Annotated in this window: 15 protein-coding genes; 9 read left to right on the forward strand and 6 right to left on the reverse strand. The window is 38.9% G+C overall.

What is annotated here, in order from left to right:
* Positions 1-44 precede the first annotated feature (44 nt).
* On the forward strand, positions 45-851 hold the full coding sequence (locus O0V13_RS02860; protein WP_268033479.1) for an inositol monophosphatase family protein: 807 nt from the start codon (positions 45-47) through the stop codon (positions 849-851).
* Here the strand turns inward: O0V13_RS02860 and O0V13_RS02865 are convergent.
* Positions 843-1,751, reverse strand: coding sequence for an AEC family transporter (locus tag O0V13_RS02865; RefSeq protein WP_268033480.1), 909 nt, complete (start codon positions 1,749-1,751; stop codon positions 843-845). The genes O0V13_RS02860 and O0V13_RS02865 overlap by 9 nt on opposite strands.
* Before the next feature lie 105 nt (positions 1,752-1,856).
* Here O0V13_RS02865 and O0V13_RS02870 point away from each other — a divergent pair, with 105 nt between their 5' ends.
* Entirely contained in the window at positions 1,857-2,084 is a 228-nt protein-coding gene (locus O0V13_RS02870) for a hypothetical protein (RefSeq protein ID WP_073571588.1), read from the forward strand.
* Here the strand turns inward: O0V13_RS02870 and O0V13_RS02875 are convergent.
* On the reverse strand, positions 2,081-2,455 hold the full coding sequence (locus tag O0V13_RS02875) for a UDP-glucuronosyltransferase (RefSeq protein ID WP_268033481.1): 375 nt from the start codon (positions 2,453-2,455) through the stop codon (positions 2,081-2,083). The two genes, O0V13_RS02870 and O0V13_RS02875, sit on opposite strands and share 4 nt — an antisense overlap.
* Positions 2,456-2,624: 169 nt before the next feature.
* Here O0V13_RS02875 and glyA point away from each other — a divergent pair, with 169 nt between their 5' ends.
* Genes glyA through rpiB form a run of 3 tightly spaced genes read left to right on the forward strand, consistent with a single transcriptional unit; the run spans position 2,625 to position 5,327 of the window.
* Positions 2,625-3,893, forward strand: coding sequence for a serine hydroxymethyltransferase (glyA, locus tag O0V13_RS02880; protein WP_268033482.1), 1,269 nt, complete (start codon positions 2,625-2,627; stop codon positions 3,891-3,893).
* A 17-nt stretch (positions 3,894-3,910) separates the two neighbouring features.
* Positions 3,911-4,870 carry a twin-arginine translocase subunit TatC gene (gene tatC, locus O0V13_RS02885; protein ID WP_268033483.1) on the forward strand — a complete coding sequence of 320 codons (960 nt, stop codon included), beginning with the start codon at positions 3,911-3,913 and terminating at the stop codon, positions 4,868-4,870.
* Between the two features lie 19 nt (positions 4,871-4,889).
* Positions 4,890-5,327, forward strand: coding sequence for a ribose 5-phosphate isomerase B (rpiB, locus tag O0V13_RS02890; protein WP_268033484.1), 438 nt, complete (start codon positions 4,890-4,892; stop codon positions 5,325-5,327).
* A gap of 156 nt (positions 5,328-5,483) precedes the next feature.
* Here rpiB and O0V13_RS02895 read toward each other — a convergent pair whose 3' ends face one another.
* The 3 genes from O0V13_RS02895 to O0V13_RS02905 form a co-directional block, all read right to left on the reverse strand.
* Positions 5,484-5,867, reverse strand: a complete 384-nt coding sequence (locus O0V13_RS02895) for a hypothetical protein (RefSeq protein ID WP_268033485.1) — start codon at positions 5,865-5,867, stop codon at positions 5,484-5,486.
* A gap of 93 nt (positions 5,868-5,960) precedes the next feature.
* A complete protein-coding gene (locus tag O0V13_RS02900; RefSeq protein WP_268033486.1) occupies positions 5,961-6,860 on the reverse strand; it encodes an endonuclease/exonuclease/phosphatase family protein in 900 nt (299 codons plus the stop codon).
* Between the two features lie 104 nt (positions 6,861-6,964).
* Positions 6,965-7,993 (reverse strand): phenylalanine--tRNA ligase subunit alpha, encoded by a 1,029-nt coding sequence (locus O0V13_RS02905; RefSeq protein ID WP_268033487.1) that lies wholly within the window; start codon positions 7,991-7,993, stop codon positions 6,965-6,967.
* Between the two features lie 159 nt (positions 7,994-8,152).
* Here O0V13_RS02905 and O0V13_RS02910 point away from each other — a divergent pair, with 159 nt between their 5' ends.
* The 4 genes from O0V13_RS02910 to O0V13_RS02925 all read left to right on the forward strand — a co-directional run bounded on the left by O0V13_RS02910 (position 8,153) and on the right by O0V13_RS02925 (position 14,062).
* Positions 8,153-8,713, forward strand: coding sequence for a fasciclin domain-containing protein (locus tag O0V13_RS02910; protein ID WP_268033488.1), 561 nt, complete (start codon positions 8,153-8,155; stop codon positions 8,711-8,713).
* A gap of 123 nt (positions 8,714-8,836) precedes the next feature.
* A complete protein-coding gene (locus O0V13_RS02915) occupies positions 8,837-11,206 on the forward strand; it encodes a right-handed parallel beta-helix repeat-containing protein (protein ID WP_268033489.1) in 2,370 nt (789 codons plus the stop codon).
* Between the two features lie 150 nt (positions 11,207-11,356).
* Complete coding sequence (locus O0V13_RS02920) at positions 11,357-12,490, forward strand: Fic family protein (protein ID WP_268033490.1); 1,134 nt, start codon at positions 11,357-11,359, stop codon at positions 12,488-12,490.
* A 132-nt stretch (positions 12,491-12,622) separates the two neighbouring features.
* Positions 12,623-14,062 (forward strand): alpha-L-fucosidase, encoded by a 1,440-nt coding sequence (locus tag O0V13_RS02925; RefSeq protein ID WP_268033491.1) that lies wholly within the window; start codon positions 12,623-12,625, stop codon positions 14,060-14,062.
* A 66-nt stretch (positions 14,063-14,128) separates the two neighbouring features.
* Here O0V13_RS02925 and O0V13_RS02930 read toward each other — a convergent pair whose 3' ends face one another.
* A complete protein-coding gene (locus tag O0V13_RS02930; protein ID WP_268033492.1) occupies positions 14,129-16,990 on the reverse strand; it encodes an outer membrane beta-barrel protein in 2,862 nt (953 codons plus the stop codon).
* Between the last annotated feature and the right edge of the window lie 78 nt (positions 16,991-17,068).

A 17,068-nucleotide genomic window follows, 5' to 3' on the forward strand; every position in this document is an offset into this window, starting at 1 on the left:
TATAACTAATACCTATTAATTAAATAAAAACCGCCAGTCACCAAATGCTTACCCAAGAAAAGCTACAGCAAATCCTAGAAAAGACGAAAGTAATTGCCAAAAAAGCGGGAGCTTTTATACGACAGGAAAGACAGCACTTCGATATGGATGCTGTGGAGCATAAAGGCTTCAATGACTTGGTGTCTTATGTTGACAAAGAGGCGGAAAAGTTGATTGTAGATGGCTTAAGTGAAGTGCTACCTGAAGCAGGCTTTATTACCGAGGAGGGAACTAGTACGACTCAATCGGATGATTTGAATTGGATTATCGATCCATTGGATGGGACAACCAACTTTATCCATGGGATTCCGGTATTTTCTGTAAGTATTGCTTTGATCCAAAAGGATGAATTGATCTTGGGTGTTGTTTACGAAGTGAATTTGGATGAGTGCTTTTATGCGACCAAAGGTGGAGGAGCATTTTGTAATGAAAAGCCTATCCATGTAAGTAAAGCGCCTGATTTATCAGCTTCCTTGATCGCAACGGGATTTCCTTACTACAATTTTGATCTGATAGATCGCTATTTGGCTACATTGAAATCTTTGATGCAAACGACCCATGGGTTGAGAAGATTCGGATCTGCGGCAGTGGACTTGGTGTACGTGGCCTGTGGAAGAGCTGAAGGTTTTTTTGAGTACAATTTGAACTCCTATGATGTGGCTGGAGGAGCCATCATTGTTCAGGAAGCCGGAGGAAAAGTGACTGATTTTTCCGGAGGAAAAGATTTTGTTTTTGGCAGACAAATATTGGCCACCAATGGTAATATCCACAACGAAATATTGGATGAGCTGAGCAAGGATTGGTCATCCTAAGAAAAAATACCAAAGCAGAATACTTCCAATAGAAATTACCATCCCCAGTCCTGAAAGAAGGGCAGCAAGTCTTGGAGCCAAATGATAATTGATGGCTACGATTGATCCTGTAATCATTGGAGCCATGGCTGATTCCAAAACAGTCACTTTAAAGGTGAGTTCTTCTGGGTTGAGAAAATTCCTATAAATCAAGAAGACCAGAGCTGGAGCCAAGATTAGTCGATATCCCAATCCATACCAAAAAAATTTCGAAGTCAGATCTGCTTTTTCCACTTTGAAACGGAGCCCAATGGCGAGAAGGGCTATGGGTGCCATGGTTTTTCCAATGATTTGAAGAACGGGAATCAAAAATTCGGGGGTTTTCCATCCAATCAAACTCATGATCAACGTTGCAATCAGGAATCCAAAAGGAGGGAATTTGAGAATTTTCCAGGGGATTTCTGAAAGATTCCCACGTTCATGACTGTAGATTGAGCCAATTACAATTGCTATTGAAGATACCAATAGAAACGATCCTCCTTGATCCATCAGGAGAGCGACGGGAAGACCTGCCTTGCCATAAAGTGCTTCCACTACCGGAAATCCTAAAAAGGAGGTGTTTGCTAAACCTGCAACGATGGAAAGGCAACCTATCACTTGTGGGCTCCAATTGAAAATTCTTCCAAGGCTCCCGAAGATTAGCCAAGAAAGAAAGAAAGTAAACCAAGCGGCTGAAATAGGAATTAAAAGATCCCAACCGGGATTGATTTGAGGAATATAGAGTAAGGCCAATGCAGGCAATACAATGTTGAAAAGATAGGTGTTTACCCAACGGATAGCTTTCTCGACCGGAAAATCAGGGCGTCGCTGAAAATAAAGGCCTGCTGCTAAAAATAGAAATGAGACTATGGCTCCAATCATCTCGGAAAGATATGAAACTCAGCTTTTTTTAACATAAAATTAATTTGGCATAATTGTAGTGATCTGAAAATCAGTATACTTTTGAATCAAAAGAGCCCTTAACCTATGACTAAACTTATACCGATTTTTATCAATGGGAGTAAATGGATTCAATTATCGCAGCTTTCCAAGGATCAGGAAAGAAAATTGAAATCTTGGCTTCCTGTCAATTGTCTGAAGAAAGTTCTTTACAACGGCATTGAGTTGAAGGATTGCATTGACTTTGAAACATACGAGTATTGGTTTCAAAGTAATCAGGTGACTTACCAAAGGCAAGGAGCACTGGACATCTAGTCTAGCCCAAAACTTTTTCGCTTCTCCTCAAAGTATTTTTCCAGGTCTGGATAGTAGCTACTGGTGGCTTCAGGGATTCCATCTAAAACCAATTCCATATTACCTTCCATCTCATCCTGATTGACTTGCATGCCTTCGATCAGATAGATCAGATCTTCCAAATTCAGAGGTTCTTCTACTTTTGAAGGGTACAGCATGTATTCATTTCCATAAAAATCCACTGCTTCCAAATGAATTTTGAAATCCATTTGATGGGCATAAATGCTGATTTGCTCTCCCCAAGTTGACTCAGGAAAGTTCAATTTTACGAGCAAAACCGAGGTTATCTCCTCAGAAAAGTATGAATCAGGCTGAAATTTGAAATCGACCATAGGCCGAATTTACGAAGGAGTAGGAAGCTTTTCATAGAAAGAAAAGGAACTTCCTATTTTTCAATCCTATTCTACATTGGATAATAAGGACTTTCAGGCTATTTTTGGACCTGATTTGAACCAGGCATGCGCCTGATTTCTCCCATTATCGGCTTTCAAAATCAAAATTATGAAAAGAGATTCGGTTGTATTTGACCTCATCGCCCAAGAAGAAGACAGACAGAAGCGCGGCATCGAGCTAATTGCTTCGGAAAATTTCACCAGCAAGCAGGTCATGGAGGCCGCTGGAAGTGTTTTGACCAACAAATACGCGGAAGGATTGCCTAAGAAGCGGTACTACGGTGGATGCGAAGTGGTCGATGAGATCGAGCAAATTGCAATCGATCGTGCTAAGAAGCTTTTTGGTGCTACTTGGGCTAACGTACAGCCGCACTCTGGTGCTCAGGCGAATGCGGCAGTGATGTTGGCTTGTTTGAAAGCAGGAGATCCAATTTTGGGTTTTGACCTTTCTCATGGAGGTCACTTGACTCACGGATCGCCTGTAAACTTCTCCGGAAAACTTTATGAGCCTCATTTCTATGGTGTAGAAGAAGAGACTGGAGTGATCGATTACGGTAAGGTAGAAGCGAAAGCTTTGGAAGTGAAGCCAAAGATGATCATCTGCGGAGCTTCTGCTTACTCTAGAGATTGGGATTATGAAAGATTGAGAGAAATCGCAGATCAGGTTGAAGCTATTTTGTTGGCTGATATTTCTCATCCATCTGGTTTGATCGCTAGAGGATTGTTGAACGATCCATTGGAGCATTGTCATATCGTAACAACAACTACTCACAAAACTTTGAGAGGTCCAAGAGGTGGTTTGATTGTGATGAGAGAAGATTTTGACAATCCTTGGGGGTTGACTACTCCAAAAGGAGAAATCAGAAAGATGTCTTCTTTGTTGGATATGGGAGTATTCCCTGGTACTCAAGGAGGTCCTTTGGAGCACATCATCGCTGCGAAAGCTGTTGCTTTTGAAGAAGCTTTGTCTGACGAATACATGGCATATATCCTTCAGGTGAAAAAGAATGCATCCGTAATGGCGGAAGAATTCGTAAGTCTAGGATATCAATTGATTTCCGGTGGAACTGACAACCATTTGATGCTGATTGATCTTCGTAACAAGGAATTGACTGGAAAGATTGCTGAAGAAACTTTGGGAAAAGTAGATATTACTATCAATAAAAATATGGTGCCTTTTGACACCAAATCACCTTTTGTCACTTCTGGAATGCGAGTGGGTACAGCGGCTGTCACCACTAGAGGATTGAAAGAAGAAGACATGAAAAAGATAGTTCATTTGATTGACAGAGCTTTGCAAAACCATGCTGATGAAGCAGTTTTAGAAAGCATTCGTAAAGAAGTCAACGATTGGATGGTTCAGTTTCCATTATACTAAAAGCGTAAATTACCACAGTGGCATTAGACCAATATCAAGAGGAGGAAGAGGAAGGAATGTCCTTTTTGGACCATCTGGAAGCTCTTCGCTGGCATTTGCTTCGCTCAGTAGCAGCAATTCTTATACTTTCCATCATTGCCTTTCTTTCTAAAAGCATTGTCTTTGGAATGGTGATCTTGGGTCCATCGAAAGTGGACTTTATCACCTATAGGCTTTTGTGTGATTTAGGGGATTACTTGGGCATTACAGCCTTATGTATCGATGAATTGCCTTTTACTATTCAGAGTAGGCAGATGACTGGCCAGTTTTCCATGCACATGACTTCTAGTTTTGTGGTGGGATTTGTGGTTGCTTTCCCTTATGTGTTCTGGGAGTTTTGGAGATTTATCAGTCCAGGACTTTATGATCAAGAGAAAAGCGCTGCAAGAGGAGCTGTATTCTTTGTGAGTTTGTTGTTCTTCATGGGAGCATCATTTGGATATTTTATCCTATCTCCCCTTTCGATCAACTTCCTGTCCAACTATCAGTTGGATCCGACTATTCTCAATGAATTTGATATTGGTTCTTATGTGACTACTTTGATCATGCTGGTATTGGCTTCTGCGATCATGTTCCAGTTGCCTGTGGTGATTTATTTCCTTTCCATGTCTGGATTGGTTACATCATCCATGTTGAGAGCTTATAGAAGACATGCGATTGTGGTTATTTTGGTGGTAGCAGCGATTATTACTCCTCCAGATGTAGTCAGCCAGCTATTGATAGGTATGCCTATTTTAGTCTTGTATGAGGCTGGAATTACCATTGCAAAGCGATTGGAAAAAAAGCGTGCTATTAAAGAGGCTGAAGAGCAAAAGAAAGATGCTGAATTTGAGAGACAAGAAAGAGAATCCGAGCAAAATTTGACTAAAGAACAGTCTAAGCCATCCGAAGAAGAAAAAAAGGATGAGGACGATAAAAACGAGCGATTCGAGGATTGATCAATAAATAAAGGAAATCATGGCTAAGAAAATTGCGATAGGCGGAGATCATGCCGGCTTTGAATACAAAGGGAAATTGATCCAAAAACTGGAAAGCCAAGGCTACGAAGTGAAGGATTTTGGACCTTTTTCAACCGCTTCAGTGGATTATCCTGATTATGTTCACCCATTGAGTACGGCTGTAGAGAATGGCGAATATGATCTAGGAATCGTGATTTGTGGTTCTGGAAATGGTGTGGCTATTACAGCCAATAAGCATCAGGGAATCCGAGCTGCCTTGGTTTGGAATACAGAGCTGGCAGCTTTGGCAAGACAGCATAACAATGCTAATGTGGTAGCCCTTCCTGCTCGTTTTATAGCTTATGAATTAGCTGAAGAGATTACAGAAGTATTCTTGACTACTGAATTCGAAGGTGGCCGTCATGCCAATAGAGTTAATAAAATAGCTTGTAGTTAATTAAGTGATTTTAAAATATCAAAGCCCATCTTATGAAAATAGGATGGGCTTTTTTGTTAAATCAGGATTTTATTTCCTTGATTTGAAGCCTACTGGAATTTTTAAATCTCCTTCGTCATATAAGTTCAGATATAAATTGACAGTGTCTTTGGATCCTCAATAGACTCTATAGATGTCTAGCAGGCCTGAGTCACCCATTAGTCCATTTGGCGTTTTGAAATGGCAGCAACTTCCTAATCTATAATATTCTACCTCTTCACCATTTGGACCTAAGAGTGCATTTAAAAATCTCTGCTGATTTTTAGCACCATTGTCTATTACACCTCCTACTTTAATTGGATTGGCTTCTGAATATCCATAAGATTTATCAACACTCGACTCAGTTAGAAGGAAAGTGTTTTCATTAAGATACTCCACAGGGATCTGTCGAGTATCGCCGAGCGACTTTTTACCAAAAGAAGTGCTAACATTTTTAGACTTGTTTGAGGCACAGGCAAATAGAAAAGTCAAGCAAATAATTAGAAGAAAGGGCTTTTTCATTTTAGTTGAATTTGGTTAACTAAAATTTACCATTTTACAAACTATGTAAAAAGTTAAAAAATATTGAATAAGTCCAGTCTCTGTTAATTTTAATTAATCCCTCTCAACCTTAAACTCAGCCAAAACGGGAAAGTGATCTGAAAGTGTTTCTGGTGTTCCATGATTGAATATCTCAACTTTGATACATTTTTGTGCCAATTTAGGGCTCGCGAGAATGTAATCTATTCGGACCCGGTTTTGGATAATCGTTTCTGGCGTATTATCATATCTTCCTATTAAAACTGGAGATGGGAAAGTAAAGCTTTTTTCGAAGTCAACTTTATTTAGGCATACATCTACAGCAGGAATAGATAAGAACTCTGAAATCGGTGCATAATCAAATTGTCCTAATCTCAAATCATCGTATTTATCCCCTTCCTTTCTTTGGCTTTTTTCTCTGAGTTCATCCTTTTTCTCAAGCCAATAAGCATCCATTGGGGAATGAGAATTGAAATCTCCCAAGACGATGAAAAAATCACTTTGAAGCTCCTGAATTCGGGATTTGATTTGTTGAGCTTCTCTCAATCTAAAATTAGCATCTGAAGGCGAAAGATGGACTACAAAAAAATCAATCCCAGAAGTTTTGACATGCAATAGCCCATGCCAGAAGTTATCCACATTCTTTTCGATGAGTTCAATTGGCTCTTTGGATGTTAATGCTGTAGGATATCCACGTTCTTTTAGGATTTTCACATAAGGATGTCCCCATTGTTCGGCATCTTTTCTGAGCTTTTCTTCATCATATCCACAAAGTTCCTCCAAAGCTAAAACATCAGGATTTTGCTCTTTTACCCACTGAATCAAGTTTTTCTGTCTCAGAGTATCCTTTCCCCAATCAAATCCATTCCAGATATTGTAGGTCATAACTTTGAGCGTTTCTTCATTTTTTTGAGCAAAAATAAATTGACTCAATCCAATTGTAAACAATGTTAAAAATAGAAATTTGATTTTCATCGAGTAAAGATTTTTTGGTTTGACGGCCTAAAAATGGAAATTCATTTTTGAATCTCTAAGATGTTAATAAAAAAATAACCCCGACTTTTAAGCCGGGGTTGAGATTAGAGAAGCGGTTTAAATTGCCGCAAGAATCTGACATCATTTTCTGTAAAGAGTCTTAGATCCTTGATTTGATATTTCAGCATCGCAATTCTTTCGATACCCATACCGAAAGCAAAACCTGTATATTTTTTGGAGTCAATTCCGCAGTTTTCCAACACATTCGGGTCTACCATCCCTGATCCGCCAATTTCTACCCAACCTGTTCCTTTGCAGACATTACATCCTTTACCACCACAAATCAAACAGGTGATATCAATCTCAGCACTCGGCTCAGTAAATGGGAAATAGGAAGGTCTAAAGCGAACTTTGGTTCCTTTTCCAAACATCTCTTTGGCGAAGTGATAAAGAGTATTCTTCAAATCAGCAAAGCCTACATTTTCATCCACATACAATCCTTCCACTTGGTGGAATATACAATGGGCTCTCGCTGAAATTGCCTCATTTCTATAAACTCGTCCTGGTGAAAGAGTCCGGATCGGAGGTTTTTGATTTTCCATTACTCGAACCTGCACCGATGAAGTATGCGTTCTCAATGCGATATCCGGATTCTTTTCAATGAAGAACGTATCCTGCATTTCCCTAGCCGGATGGTTTTCCGGGAAATTCAATGCGGTAAAGTTATGCCAGTCATCTTCGATTTCCGGTCCTTCTGAAAGGTTGAAACCAATTCTTTCAAAAATTTCGATGATTCTCTGACGAGTAGCTGTCAAAGGGTGAATTCCTCCAATTTCTTGATTGGAAGGAGGTAAAGTCAAATCTATATCAGCCGATTTAGCTTTTTTGCTAGCGGAATTTACCTTTTCAATCAATTCCTGGAATTTAGCTTCAGCGAGCTGCTTGACGCTATTTACCAATTGACCATAGGCCTTTTTTTCCTCATTAGGGATTTTACCCATTTCTGCAAAAAGCCCCCCAACCACACTTTTCTTGGAGATATACTCCATTCTATAGGCTTCGAGTTCGTCTGGATTGTTGGCATCCGCTGCCGCAATTGCTGCCTTAATGGCTTCGATTTTTTCCTGATACATGTGATTCAGATTAATCAAGCCACAAAGCTAAGATTTTTGAGGGTTTTCGGGGAAAATCAGGATTGATTATTTGAAAGGTAGAGCTCATTTCATATTCGGGTAAATCCAATCTTAATGAATAGATCGTATTTCAATTCAAATCAACAAACAAATGAAACCATGAACAATTTCTTAAAAGTAGCCCTTCTAGCCTTTGTTTTTTTATCCGCAAACATGGCTTATGCACAATTGGTAAAGACCGTCGAGGTAGGCGGAGCACCGATGTATCCTTCCAAAAATATTGTTGAAAATGCTGTGAACTCAGCAGACCATACTACGTTGGTGGAAGCGGTAAAAGCGGCGGGTTTAGTAGAAACATTGCAGGGAAAGGGCCCATTCACAGTGTTTGCTCCAGAGAATTCAGCTTTTGAAAAATTACCTGATGGAACGGTTGAAACACTTTTGAAGCCGGAAAATAAATCCCAATTAACAGCTGTGTTGACTTATCATGTTGTTGCTGGCAAAATGGGGTCAAAGGATATTGCTGAAGCAATTAAAGCTGGTGGTGGAAAAGCAACATTGAAAACAGTACAGGGAGGAGAATTGACAGCATGGATGAAAGGAAAGAAACTTTATATCACTGACGAGAATGGTAATTCTGCTCAAGTCACTATCGCTGATGTATGGCAATCCAATGGAGTAATCCATTCTATTGATACTGTCGTTTTGCCAAAAATGTAAGTGCCTAATCTATCTCATTGCTTTAAAAAGCTCCTGGATTTCTAGGAGCTTTTTTTATTTTATGAGGAAAAATAAGGCAAATGGCCTATTTTTAGAATATTGATTATTAACAACCGAAATTAAATGCATACCAAGCCCAGAATAATTCTTTCGCTTTTTCTTTTCTGTTTTTCCATTTCTCTTTTTGCTCAAAGCCAAAAGGAGTTTTTTGTTTCCCAAAATGGAAGTGACTCAAACTTTGGGACTTCAGAAATGCCATTTCTGACTATTGATAAAGCAAAAGCAACTATTAAATCGCTGAAGGAAGAGGGGGCAAAAGATGCTTTCTCCATCATTTTAAAAGAAGGGACTTTTTACCTGGAAAAACCTTTGGTCTTTGGTCCTGAAGAATCAGGAACAATTGATTCCCCTTACTTAATAAAAGCTGAAAAATCTGGGAAAGTCAGGATTTCTGGAGGTAAAGAAATTGTAGTCAATTGGAAAAAGTATAGAGGTTCAATTTGGGTAGCCAAAGTGCCCAAAGGAATGGAATTCTCAACATTAAGTATTGAAGGAAATCCTCAAATCCGAGCTAGATATCCTAATTTTCAAGAGGGTGTTTTTCCCTATGGAGGATATGCTGAAGATGCACTTTCTCCAGAAAGAATTGAATCCTGGAAAAATCCTGAAGGTGGATTTATTCATGCTTTACACCGAGGAAGATGGGGTGGAATGCACTATAAAATCACTGGTAAAAATTCCGATGGAACCCTGAAGTATGAAGGGGGCTTGCAAAATAATCGCGAAAGTGAAATGCATGCGAGCATGCGCTTTGTTGAGAACATTTTTGAGGAATTGGACAGTCCAGGAGAATGGTATTTGGATGAGAAAAAGTCCCAACTCTTTTTTTATCCAAAGGAAGGAATGGATATTTCTTCCATTTCGAAAGTAGAAGTTTCCGTTTTGGAGAACTTGATTACTCTAAAAGGCTCGGTTGAAAATCCAGTTCGGCATATTCAAATTGACGGGATAGTTTTTTCTGGAACAGTTCCAACTTTTATGAAGACAGAGGAGCGATTGATGAGAAGTGATTGGACGATTTACCGTCAAGGAGCGATTCTTATGGATGGAACAGAAGACTGTTCTGTATCCAATTCAGAGTTTAGGCATTTGGGAGGTAATGGCATTTTTGTCAGTAACTATAATAGAAAGGCCAAAATCTCAGGGAATTTGATAGAATACATAGGAGGAAGTGCGATTAGTTTTGTTGGAAATCCCAATGCTGTAAGATCTCCAAGTTTTAATTATCATGAATTTGTGGAGGCATCAGAAATGGATACCATTCCTGGTCCAAAGTCGCTTGATTATACTTCAGAATCTCTGGTTTTTGACAATTTGATTCATGATATCGGATTGATTGAGAAGCAGGTAGCTGGAGTTCAAATCCAAATGGCCATGGACTTGCGAATTGCTCATAATTCCATCTATAATGTACCTCGAGCTGGAATCAATATTGGTGATGGAGCCTGGGGAGGACATATCATTGAGTACAATGATGTCTTCAATTCCGTGATGGAAACCGGTGATCATGGTGCTTTCAACTCTTGGGGAAGAGACCGCTTTTGGCATCCCAACCGTGGAATTATGGATTCCTTAGCTGCGGTTCACCCTGATTGGATACGCTTAGATGCCATCAAAACTACTATCATTAGAAATAATCGCTTCCAGTGTGATCACGGCTGGGATATTGATTTGGATGATGGTTCCAGCAATTATGAAATCTACAACAATCTTTGCCTGAGTGGTGGGTTGAAATTACGTGAAGGTTTTTATAGAACAGTTTACAATAATGTGTTGATCAATAATGGCTTTCATCCCCATGTTTGGTTCAAAGACAGCCATGATGTCTTTACCAGAAATATTTCAATGAGCCCACATAAAGCGATTCGTGTAAATTTTTGGGGAGATAAAGTGGATCAGAATTTTTTCACTTCAGAATCTGATTTGGAAAAGTCTCGGACTTTTGGAATTGAGGCCAGTGGATTGAGCGGTGATCCACAGTTTTTGGATGCCGGAAATGGAGATTTTCGAGTAAAACCTAGCTCTCCTGCTATGCAATTAGGTTTTGAGAATTTCGATATGGATGAATTTGGTGTGGAAAGCTCAAAACTAAAAAAATTGGCATCTGAGCCATCTATTCCCCTTCTTTTATTGGATAATCAAGATCAAAATGATCAAGTTTTCAATTGGAGAGGCTATCAAATTAAGAATGTTGCGACTCTTGGAGAGCAATCTGCAGCGGGTTTGAATGAAATGACCGGTGTTTTGATTTTAAATATTCCCGAAGGAAGTTTCAATCAAGGTATTCAGGTAGGTGATGTGATTTTGGAATGCTGGGGAGAAAAGGTAAAAAATGTAATTGATCTTCAGAAGATAGAAAAGGCAAATATCTGGAAAGGAAGAGTTGAACTGAAAGTGTGGAGAAATCAAGGTTTGGTGGAGGTTGCATTTTGAAAAATGTGTTCAAAAAATCTTCATTAAATTTAATTAGCCGACCTCCTTATTTAAGAAATATCCCTAAAACTTAAATAAGGAGACCTCTTATTAAAGAAAATGGAGAAAAACTTAAATAAGATGTATCTTTATGAAAGAAATCTTGAAAACATGAAGAAGTTTATTTCAGGGAAATACATCAATCAAGGAACTTATAAAAGTTTTCAACCTGAAAAGATAGATCGTGAATGGAAAGTTGATAACATGGAACTGCTTCAACTTTTAAGTCAGGCTGACAGGCAATTGGGCAGATTGGATATGTATTCGGAATATATCCCAAACATTGATCTGTTTATAAGTATGCATGTACTGAAAGAAGCTACCCAATCTAGTAAAATTGAAGGAACCAAAACCAATATTGAAGAAGCACTATTGGACAAAGAGGATGTTTCCGAAGAAAAAAGAGACGATTGGGAGGAGGTTCAAAATTATATTAAGGCCTTGAATCAGGCTATTTTGAAACTAAATGAACTTCCTTTTTCATCAAGATTGATCAAACAAACCCATGAAATTTTGCTTTCTGGTGTCAGAGGAAAACATAAACTGCCTGGAGAGTTTCGAACCAGTCAAAATTGGATAGGAGGAGCTGGGATATCTGATGCTATTTTTGTTCCTCCAATCCATTCTAGTATTGGAGAATTTATGGGGGATCTAGAAAATTTCGTTCATAACGATGCGTATTTTTTTCCAGAACTCCTTAAGATAGCCTTGGTCCATTATCAATTTGAAACCATTCACCCATTTCTTGATGGTAATGGAAGAGTGGGAAGATTAATGATTACACTTTATTTGGTTGAGAAAGGGATATTAAAAAAACCGATTCTTTATCTCTCTGATTTTTTTGAAAAAAACAGAACACTCTATTATGATAATTTGATGAGAGTCAGGGATAAGAATGATATTATACAGTGGTTTAAGTTTTTTTTGGTAGGCGTAGTTGAAACAGCGAAAAGTAGTATTCAGACCTTTGATAGGATTCTTAAGCTTCAAAGGCAAGTTGAGGCTAAAATTCAGACTTTAGGAAGTAGGTCTTCCAATGCTAATATATTGATACAGTATTTGTATCAACACCCAATTCTTGATTCTCAAAAAGCCAAAGAGCTTACTGGATTGTCTTTCCCTTCAGTCTATAAGTTGTTGGAAGAATTAGAAGCGCAAGAAATCCTCAAAGAAATGACTGGAAGTAAGCGAGGGAAAATTTATTTGTTCAAAGATTATATTAATCTTTTTAATTCAAGAGAGTAAAAGTTCAAGATTGAATTTCAAAATTCTTTAAGGCAAACGCCCTAATTATTCCTTGTTAGGAAGTAGATTCCCATTTACCTTTAGGACTTGAGATTACTCTCAATCCATTTCAATTATTTAAAAATGTCCATTATGAACCGTAAATCGATTGGCCTTGTGGTTTTGGCCTTGATGATTTCCTTCGGAATTCAAGCACAAAATACCATTCACCCAACCTCCTCCGAATACGAATACCCAACTGATCCTAAGGTTCAGGAAAAGCTGGAACAATGGAGAGATCAAAAATTTGGAATCCTAATTCACTGGGGAATTTATGCTGTTCCCGGGATTGTCGAGTCCTGGAGTATAGTCAATGAAGATTGGATCAATAGAAAAGATACCACTCAGAGCTATGAAGATTACAAAAAGTGGTATTGGGGATTGAAAGATGATTTTAACCCTACTGGATTTAATCCTGAGCAATGGGCTGATGCAGCAGAAAAAGCTGGGATGAAATACGTGGTTTTCACCACCAAACATCACGATGGCTTTAATATGTTCGACACTCAGTTTACTGATTATAAAATCACGGAAGGGCCTTTCAAAAACAATCCAAAAGCAGATGTAGCCAAGTATGTTTTTCAGGCATTCCGGGACAAGGATATGATGATCGGGGCTTATTACTCCAAGCCGGATTGGCATTCCCAGTATTTCTGGTGGGATTACAGAGCCACTCCTGACCGAAATGTCAACTATGATATTAGAAAGCATCCATGGAGATGGAATCAGTTTGTGAATTTCACCCATAACCAATTGAATGAAATCACCAGTAATTATGGATCTATTGATATTCTTTGGTTAGATGGTGGATGGGTGCGTCCACTGGAAACTGTAAATGAGGAAGTCTTAAGCTGGGGAGCTCCAATTCCTGAATTTTCTCAAGAAATCAATATGCCGAAAGTGGCAGAAATGGCAAGGAAAAATCAAGAGGGAATCCTGATTGTGGATAGAACGGTTCATGGACCTTTTGAAAATTATAGAACTCCAGAACAAGGCATTCCTTCAACCATGTCTCCAGATCCTTGGGAGAGCTGCATCACACTCGGTGGTGCTTGGGGATATGTTCCGAATGATAAATTCAAACCTTCTCGCAAAGTAATTCATTTGTTGGTGGAGATCGTGGCAAAAGGCGGAAATCTATTGTTGGGAGTGGGTCCAACAGCAGATGGTATTTTCCTTCCTGAGCAAGTTTCCAGATTGGAAGAAATCGGGAAATGGCTTGAGGTAAATGGCCAAGGGATTTATGGAACCAGAGCCATTGAAACTTTCCAAGATGGTGATGTCTATTTCACTCAAGGAAAAGAAAAAGAGCTTTATGCGATTTTACCGATTCAAGAAGGAGAAAAGCTAGGAGAAAGCATCACATGGACTTTAAACCCACCTAAGAAAGGTGCCAAAATCCACATGCTGGGTCAAAAAGGAAACCTTAAGTGGAAAACAGAAGGTGGAAAAACTGTAGTTTATATTCCTAGAAGTCTACAAAGCAAGCTAGCTGATTCGCCAGCTGTTGTGTTGACTTATTCAGGAGAGTAAAAAGAGAAACCCCGGATAAATTCTATTATCCGGGGTTTCTCTTTTTCAAATCTCAAATCTTCTCTATTACCAAGTTCTTCCTCCTCTTGGAGGTCCTCTAAATGGCCCTTGAGGACGATCTCCTTCATCTTGTTCTTTAAAGTTACCGATGATATAGGTGAATGTCAGCAAACCATATCTAGTCAAAACATTGGTATACACGTCGGTTACTGCAACGTCGGAAACGGTTCTTGAGATACTATTATTTTGATTGAGTAAGTCAAATATCACCAGCTTCAATTCTGCCTTGTTGTTTTTGGCAAAGCGATATCCAGCCTCGATATTCCACAACCATACAGACTGGTCAAAGCCTTCTGAAAGACCGCTGTAAAGCGTGTTATTCACATTATTTCCAACGAATAACTTTCCATCATTTGGTGAATAATACAATCTCAAATTGGATTCTTGGATGTAGTAATTTTGATCCAGATTGGCTTGAAGACTGGAATTAACAATTGTATACGTTCCAGTTGAGCTCAATGTAAAATCAAAGTTTTTACTGATGTTGGAAGTAAATGTAACTCCTTGTCCCAAGCTGATATTATCGTTTTTATTCAACTCGCCATTAATCAAGCCAGGAGTACGTCCATAGCCTAATCTTGTATTGAAATTCACATTGGTTTTGATGCCTTTAAAAGGAGTGCCATAATTCATGAAAAGCCTTGAATTAAAGTTCCCATCCAAGTTTACAGGCATGGAAATTTGACCACCTGGTCGAAGTAAAATTTCTCCGTTAATCAGAGTATCACTCGCAGCCACGTAGGTGCTGCTTCCGATATAATTGCTCGTTGTGGAAAAGTTTGCAAACATGAAGAAAGTCTTATTTTTCTCCATGTTGAACTTACCAATATTAGCGAAAATGTTATGTTCAAAACTTTGTGCTAAAGTAGGGTTGCCCACACTTAGATTCAATGGATTTTGATTGTTGACAACATTTTGAAGTTGGCTGACAGATGGTTCATCCGTATCGGTTCTATAGCGAACTCTAAAGTTCAATCCTGACTCTCGATTTCTATAGCTTACATGAGCACTTGGCAAAATGTTGTTAAAGCTTCTGTTGAAAACTCCTTCCGATGGGAAGAAAGCTTCATTGTCCAATTTGGCATTTTGATAGTCCAAATTGAAGTTCAAATTCCAACCATTGCTATTGTATGCATAGCCAGTTCTTAACCTTTGAGTGATGAATTTGTTGATAAATACATTACTCAAAGCTGTATCCAACACTGGTAAGTTTTCAGAATCTAAAACTCGTGTTTTTTGATCAGAATCAGTCTTGTTATTACCGATTTGATAGCCTAATGTCCCTTGCGATTTTTCTCCAAATTTCTCTGTAAATGTTAAGTTGACTCTGTAGTTAAATCCGTTGTAAAGCAAGTTTGTTTCTTGTGTTGTAGTATCAAGTAAGCTTTTACTGTAATCATTACTTGCTGCCAATAATTCCGAGTTTTGATCTCTATTATTCCAGTTGGTATAGATATCTGTGGATAAAGTACGTCCAGGCTTATCGAATTTGTATCGGTAGGTCAGGTTGTTTGAGATATTATAGGAGTTGGTCTTTGCGTCAGTAATAGACCTCAAAGCTGAAAGCGAATCTCCAGCACTGTTCATCGTCAATGCATCTCTGTCACTGTAGGTGTTGTTGGTTTGGAAAGAGATGTTTGGTGTGATTATCAAAGAGTTCTTTTCATTCAAATCTGCTTCTATTCTCGCGTTGGCTCTGTGGTTGTAGTTATCCACAGTATTAATCAGATTTTCCTGATACAATTGGGAAAGACTTTCGTTAATGACAGTCTCTCTATTTGTGATTTGGCGAAGGGTATTCTGTGTATTGTTAAAGAAATAACTTCCTGTAAAATTGACTTTCGATCCCCACTTATCACTATAGTTCAACCCTAATGCATTTGTGGTAATTGTACCTATATCATTTCCTCCGTAAAAGCTGCCTCCGCCGCCTCCCCAGCCGCCTCGGCCTCGTCCCCGACCGCCTCCAGAAGCATTAGCATTTACTCCAGCAAGGTCCTGACTTGAGAAATTTTGTTGGTTGATATTATTAAATAATCCTAAAATTGAGAATCTTCTGTCCCCAGAGAAAAGGTTGACGCTTCCTCCTGCCGAGTATCGATCATCCGTACCATAACCTCCATATACACGTCCGAATTTTCCACTTTTATGATCTTCCCGAAGTATGATGTTGATAGTTTTGGTATAAGTACCATCATCAAATCCCGTAAGACGAGTTTGATCCGATTTTTGATCCAAAACTTCCACTCTGTCAATGGCATCAGCAGGTAGGTTTCTTAAAGCAATATTGGGGTCAGAACCAAAGAATTCACGACCATCCACCAAGATTTTTTGAACGGCCTCACCTTGTGCCTGAACTTCTCCATTAGCTATAGTGACGCCTGGAAGCTTACGGACGAGATCTTCAGCCATTCCATTTTCTTTGGTTTTGAATGCAGAAGCGTTAAATGAGGTGGTATCACCTCTCATTTCCCCAACAGGAGTTTGTCCTTCGATCAATACCTCACCCAATACTTGAGTGTCTTCCACCAAAACTATTTCACCCAAGTCCAAAGGCTCACGCATACTGTGCACTCTAGATATAGTCTTGTATCCAATAAATGTGATTTCTACTTTTACTTGTGGGATATTAGGTCTGACAATTTCGAATTTCCCTTGTGCATTGGTCACAGTACCTCTCAAAAGAGAATCTGTTACAGTCTTTATTTGCACATTGGCGCCTATCATTGGTTTATTGATCGATCCATCGATCACAGTCCCTATAATTTTTCGTTCGGGAGGGTTCTGACCTTCAGGTCGTTGGGCATAGACTGACCCAATCAGTAAAAGGCTAAAAATCAGGGTCAATAAAGAGTAGTTCTTTTTCATAATTTGCAAAGTTCACTACTTTGACTGAATGAAAAAGGCAAAGGTTTAGTCTCCTATTTCCAAAAAATAAGAATGGAT

The sequence above is a fragment of the Algoriphagus sp. PAP.12 genome, from assembly GCF_026652115.1.
Classification (GTDB): domain Bacteria; phylum Bacteroidota; class Bacteroidia; order Cytophagales; family Cyclobacteriaceae; genus Algoriphagus.

What these genes read in the sequence shown, in the direction of transcription:
- O0V13_RS02860 (WP_268033479.1), top strand. Translation starts at nt 45, where the DNA reads ATGCTTACCCAAGAAAAGCTACAGCAAATCCTAGAAAAGACGAAAGTA.
- O0V13_RS02865 (WP_268033480.1), bottom strand. Translation starts at nt 1,751, where the DNA reads ATGATTGGAGCCATAGTCTCATTTCTATTTTTAGCAGCAGGCCTTTAT.
- O0V13_RS02870 (WP_073571588.1), top strand. Translation starts at nt 1,857, where the DNA reads ATGACTAAACTTATACCGATTTTTATCAATGGGAGTAAATGGATTCAA.
- O0V13_RS02875 (WP_268033481.1), bottom strand. Translation starts at nt 2,455, where the DNA reads ATGGTCGATTTCAAATTTCAGCCTGATTCATACTTTTCTGAGGAGATA.
- glyA (WP_268033482.1), top strand. Translation starts at nt 2,625, where the DNA reads ATGAAAAGAGATTCGGTTGTATTTGACCTCATCGCCCAAGAAGAAGAC.
- rpiB (WP_268033484.1), top strand. Translation starts at nt 4,890, where the DNA reads ATGGCTAAGAAAATTGCGATAGGCGGAGATCATGCCGGCTTTGAATAC.
- O0V13_RS02895 (WP_268033485.1), bottom strand. Translation starts at nt 5,867, where the DNA reads ATGAAAAAGCCCTTTCTTCTAATTATTTGCTTGACTTTTCTATTTGCC.
- O0V13_RS02900 (WP_268033486.1), bottom strand. Translation starts at nt 6,860, where the DNA reads ATGAAAATCAAATTTCTATTTTTAACATTGTTTACAATTGGATTGAGT.
- O0V13_RS02905 (WP_268033487.1), bottom strand. Translation starts at nt 7,993, where the DNA reads ATGTATCAGGAAAAAATCGAAGCCATTAAGGCAGCAATTGCGGCAGCG.
- O0V13_RS02910 (WP_268033488.1), top strand. Translation starts at nt 8,153, where the DNA reads ATGAACAATTTCTTAAAAGTAGCCCTTCTAGCCTTTGTTTTTTTATCC.
- O0V13_RS02915 (WP_268033489.1), top strand. Translation starts at nt 8,837, where the DNA reads ATGCATACCAAGCCCAGAATAATTCTTTCGCTTTTTCTTTTCTGTTTT.
- O0V13_RS02920 (WP_268033490.1), top strand. Translation starts at nt 11,357, where the DNA reads ATGAAGAAGTTTATTTCAGGGAAATACATCAATCAAGGAACTTATAAA.
- O0V13_RS02925 (WP_268033491.1), top strand. Translation starts at nt 12,623, where the DNA reads ATGAACCGTAAATCGATTGGCCTTGTGGTTTTGGCCTTGATGATTTCC.
- O0V13_RS02930 (WP_268033492.1), bottom strand. Translation starts at nt 16,990, where the DNA reads ATGAAAAAGAACTACTCTTTATTGACCCTGATTTTTAGCCTTTTACTG.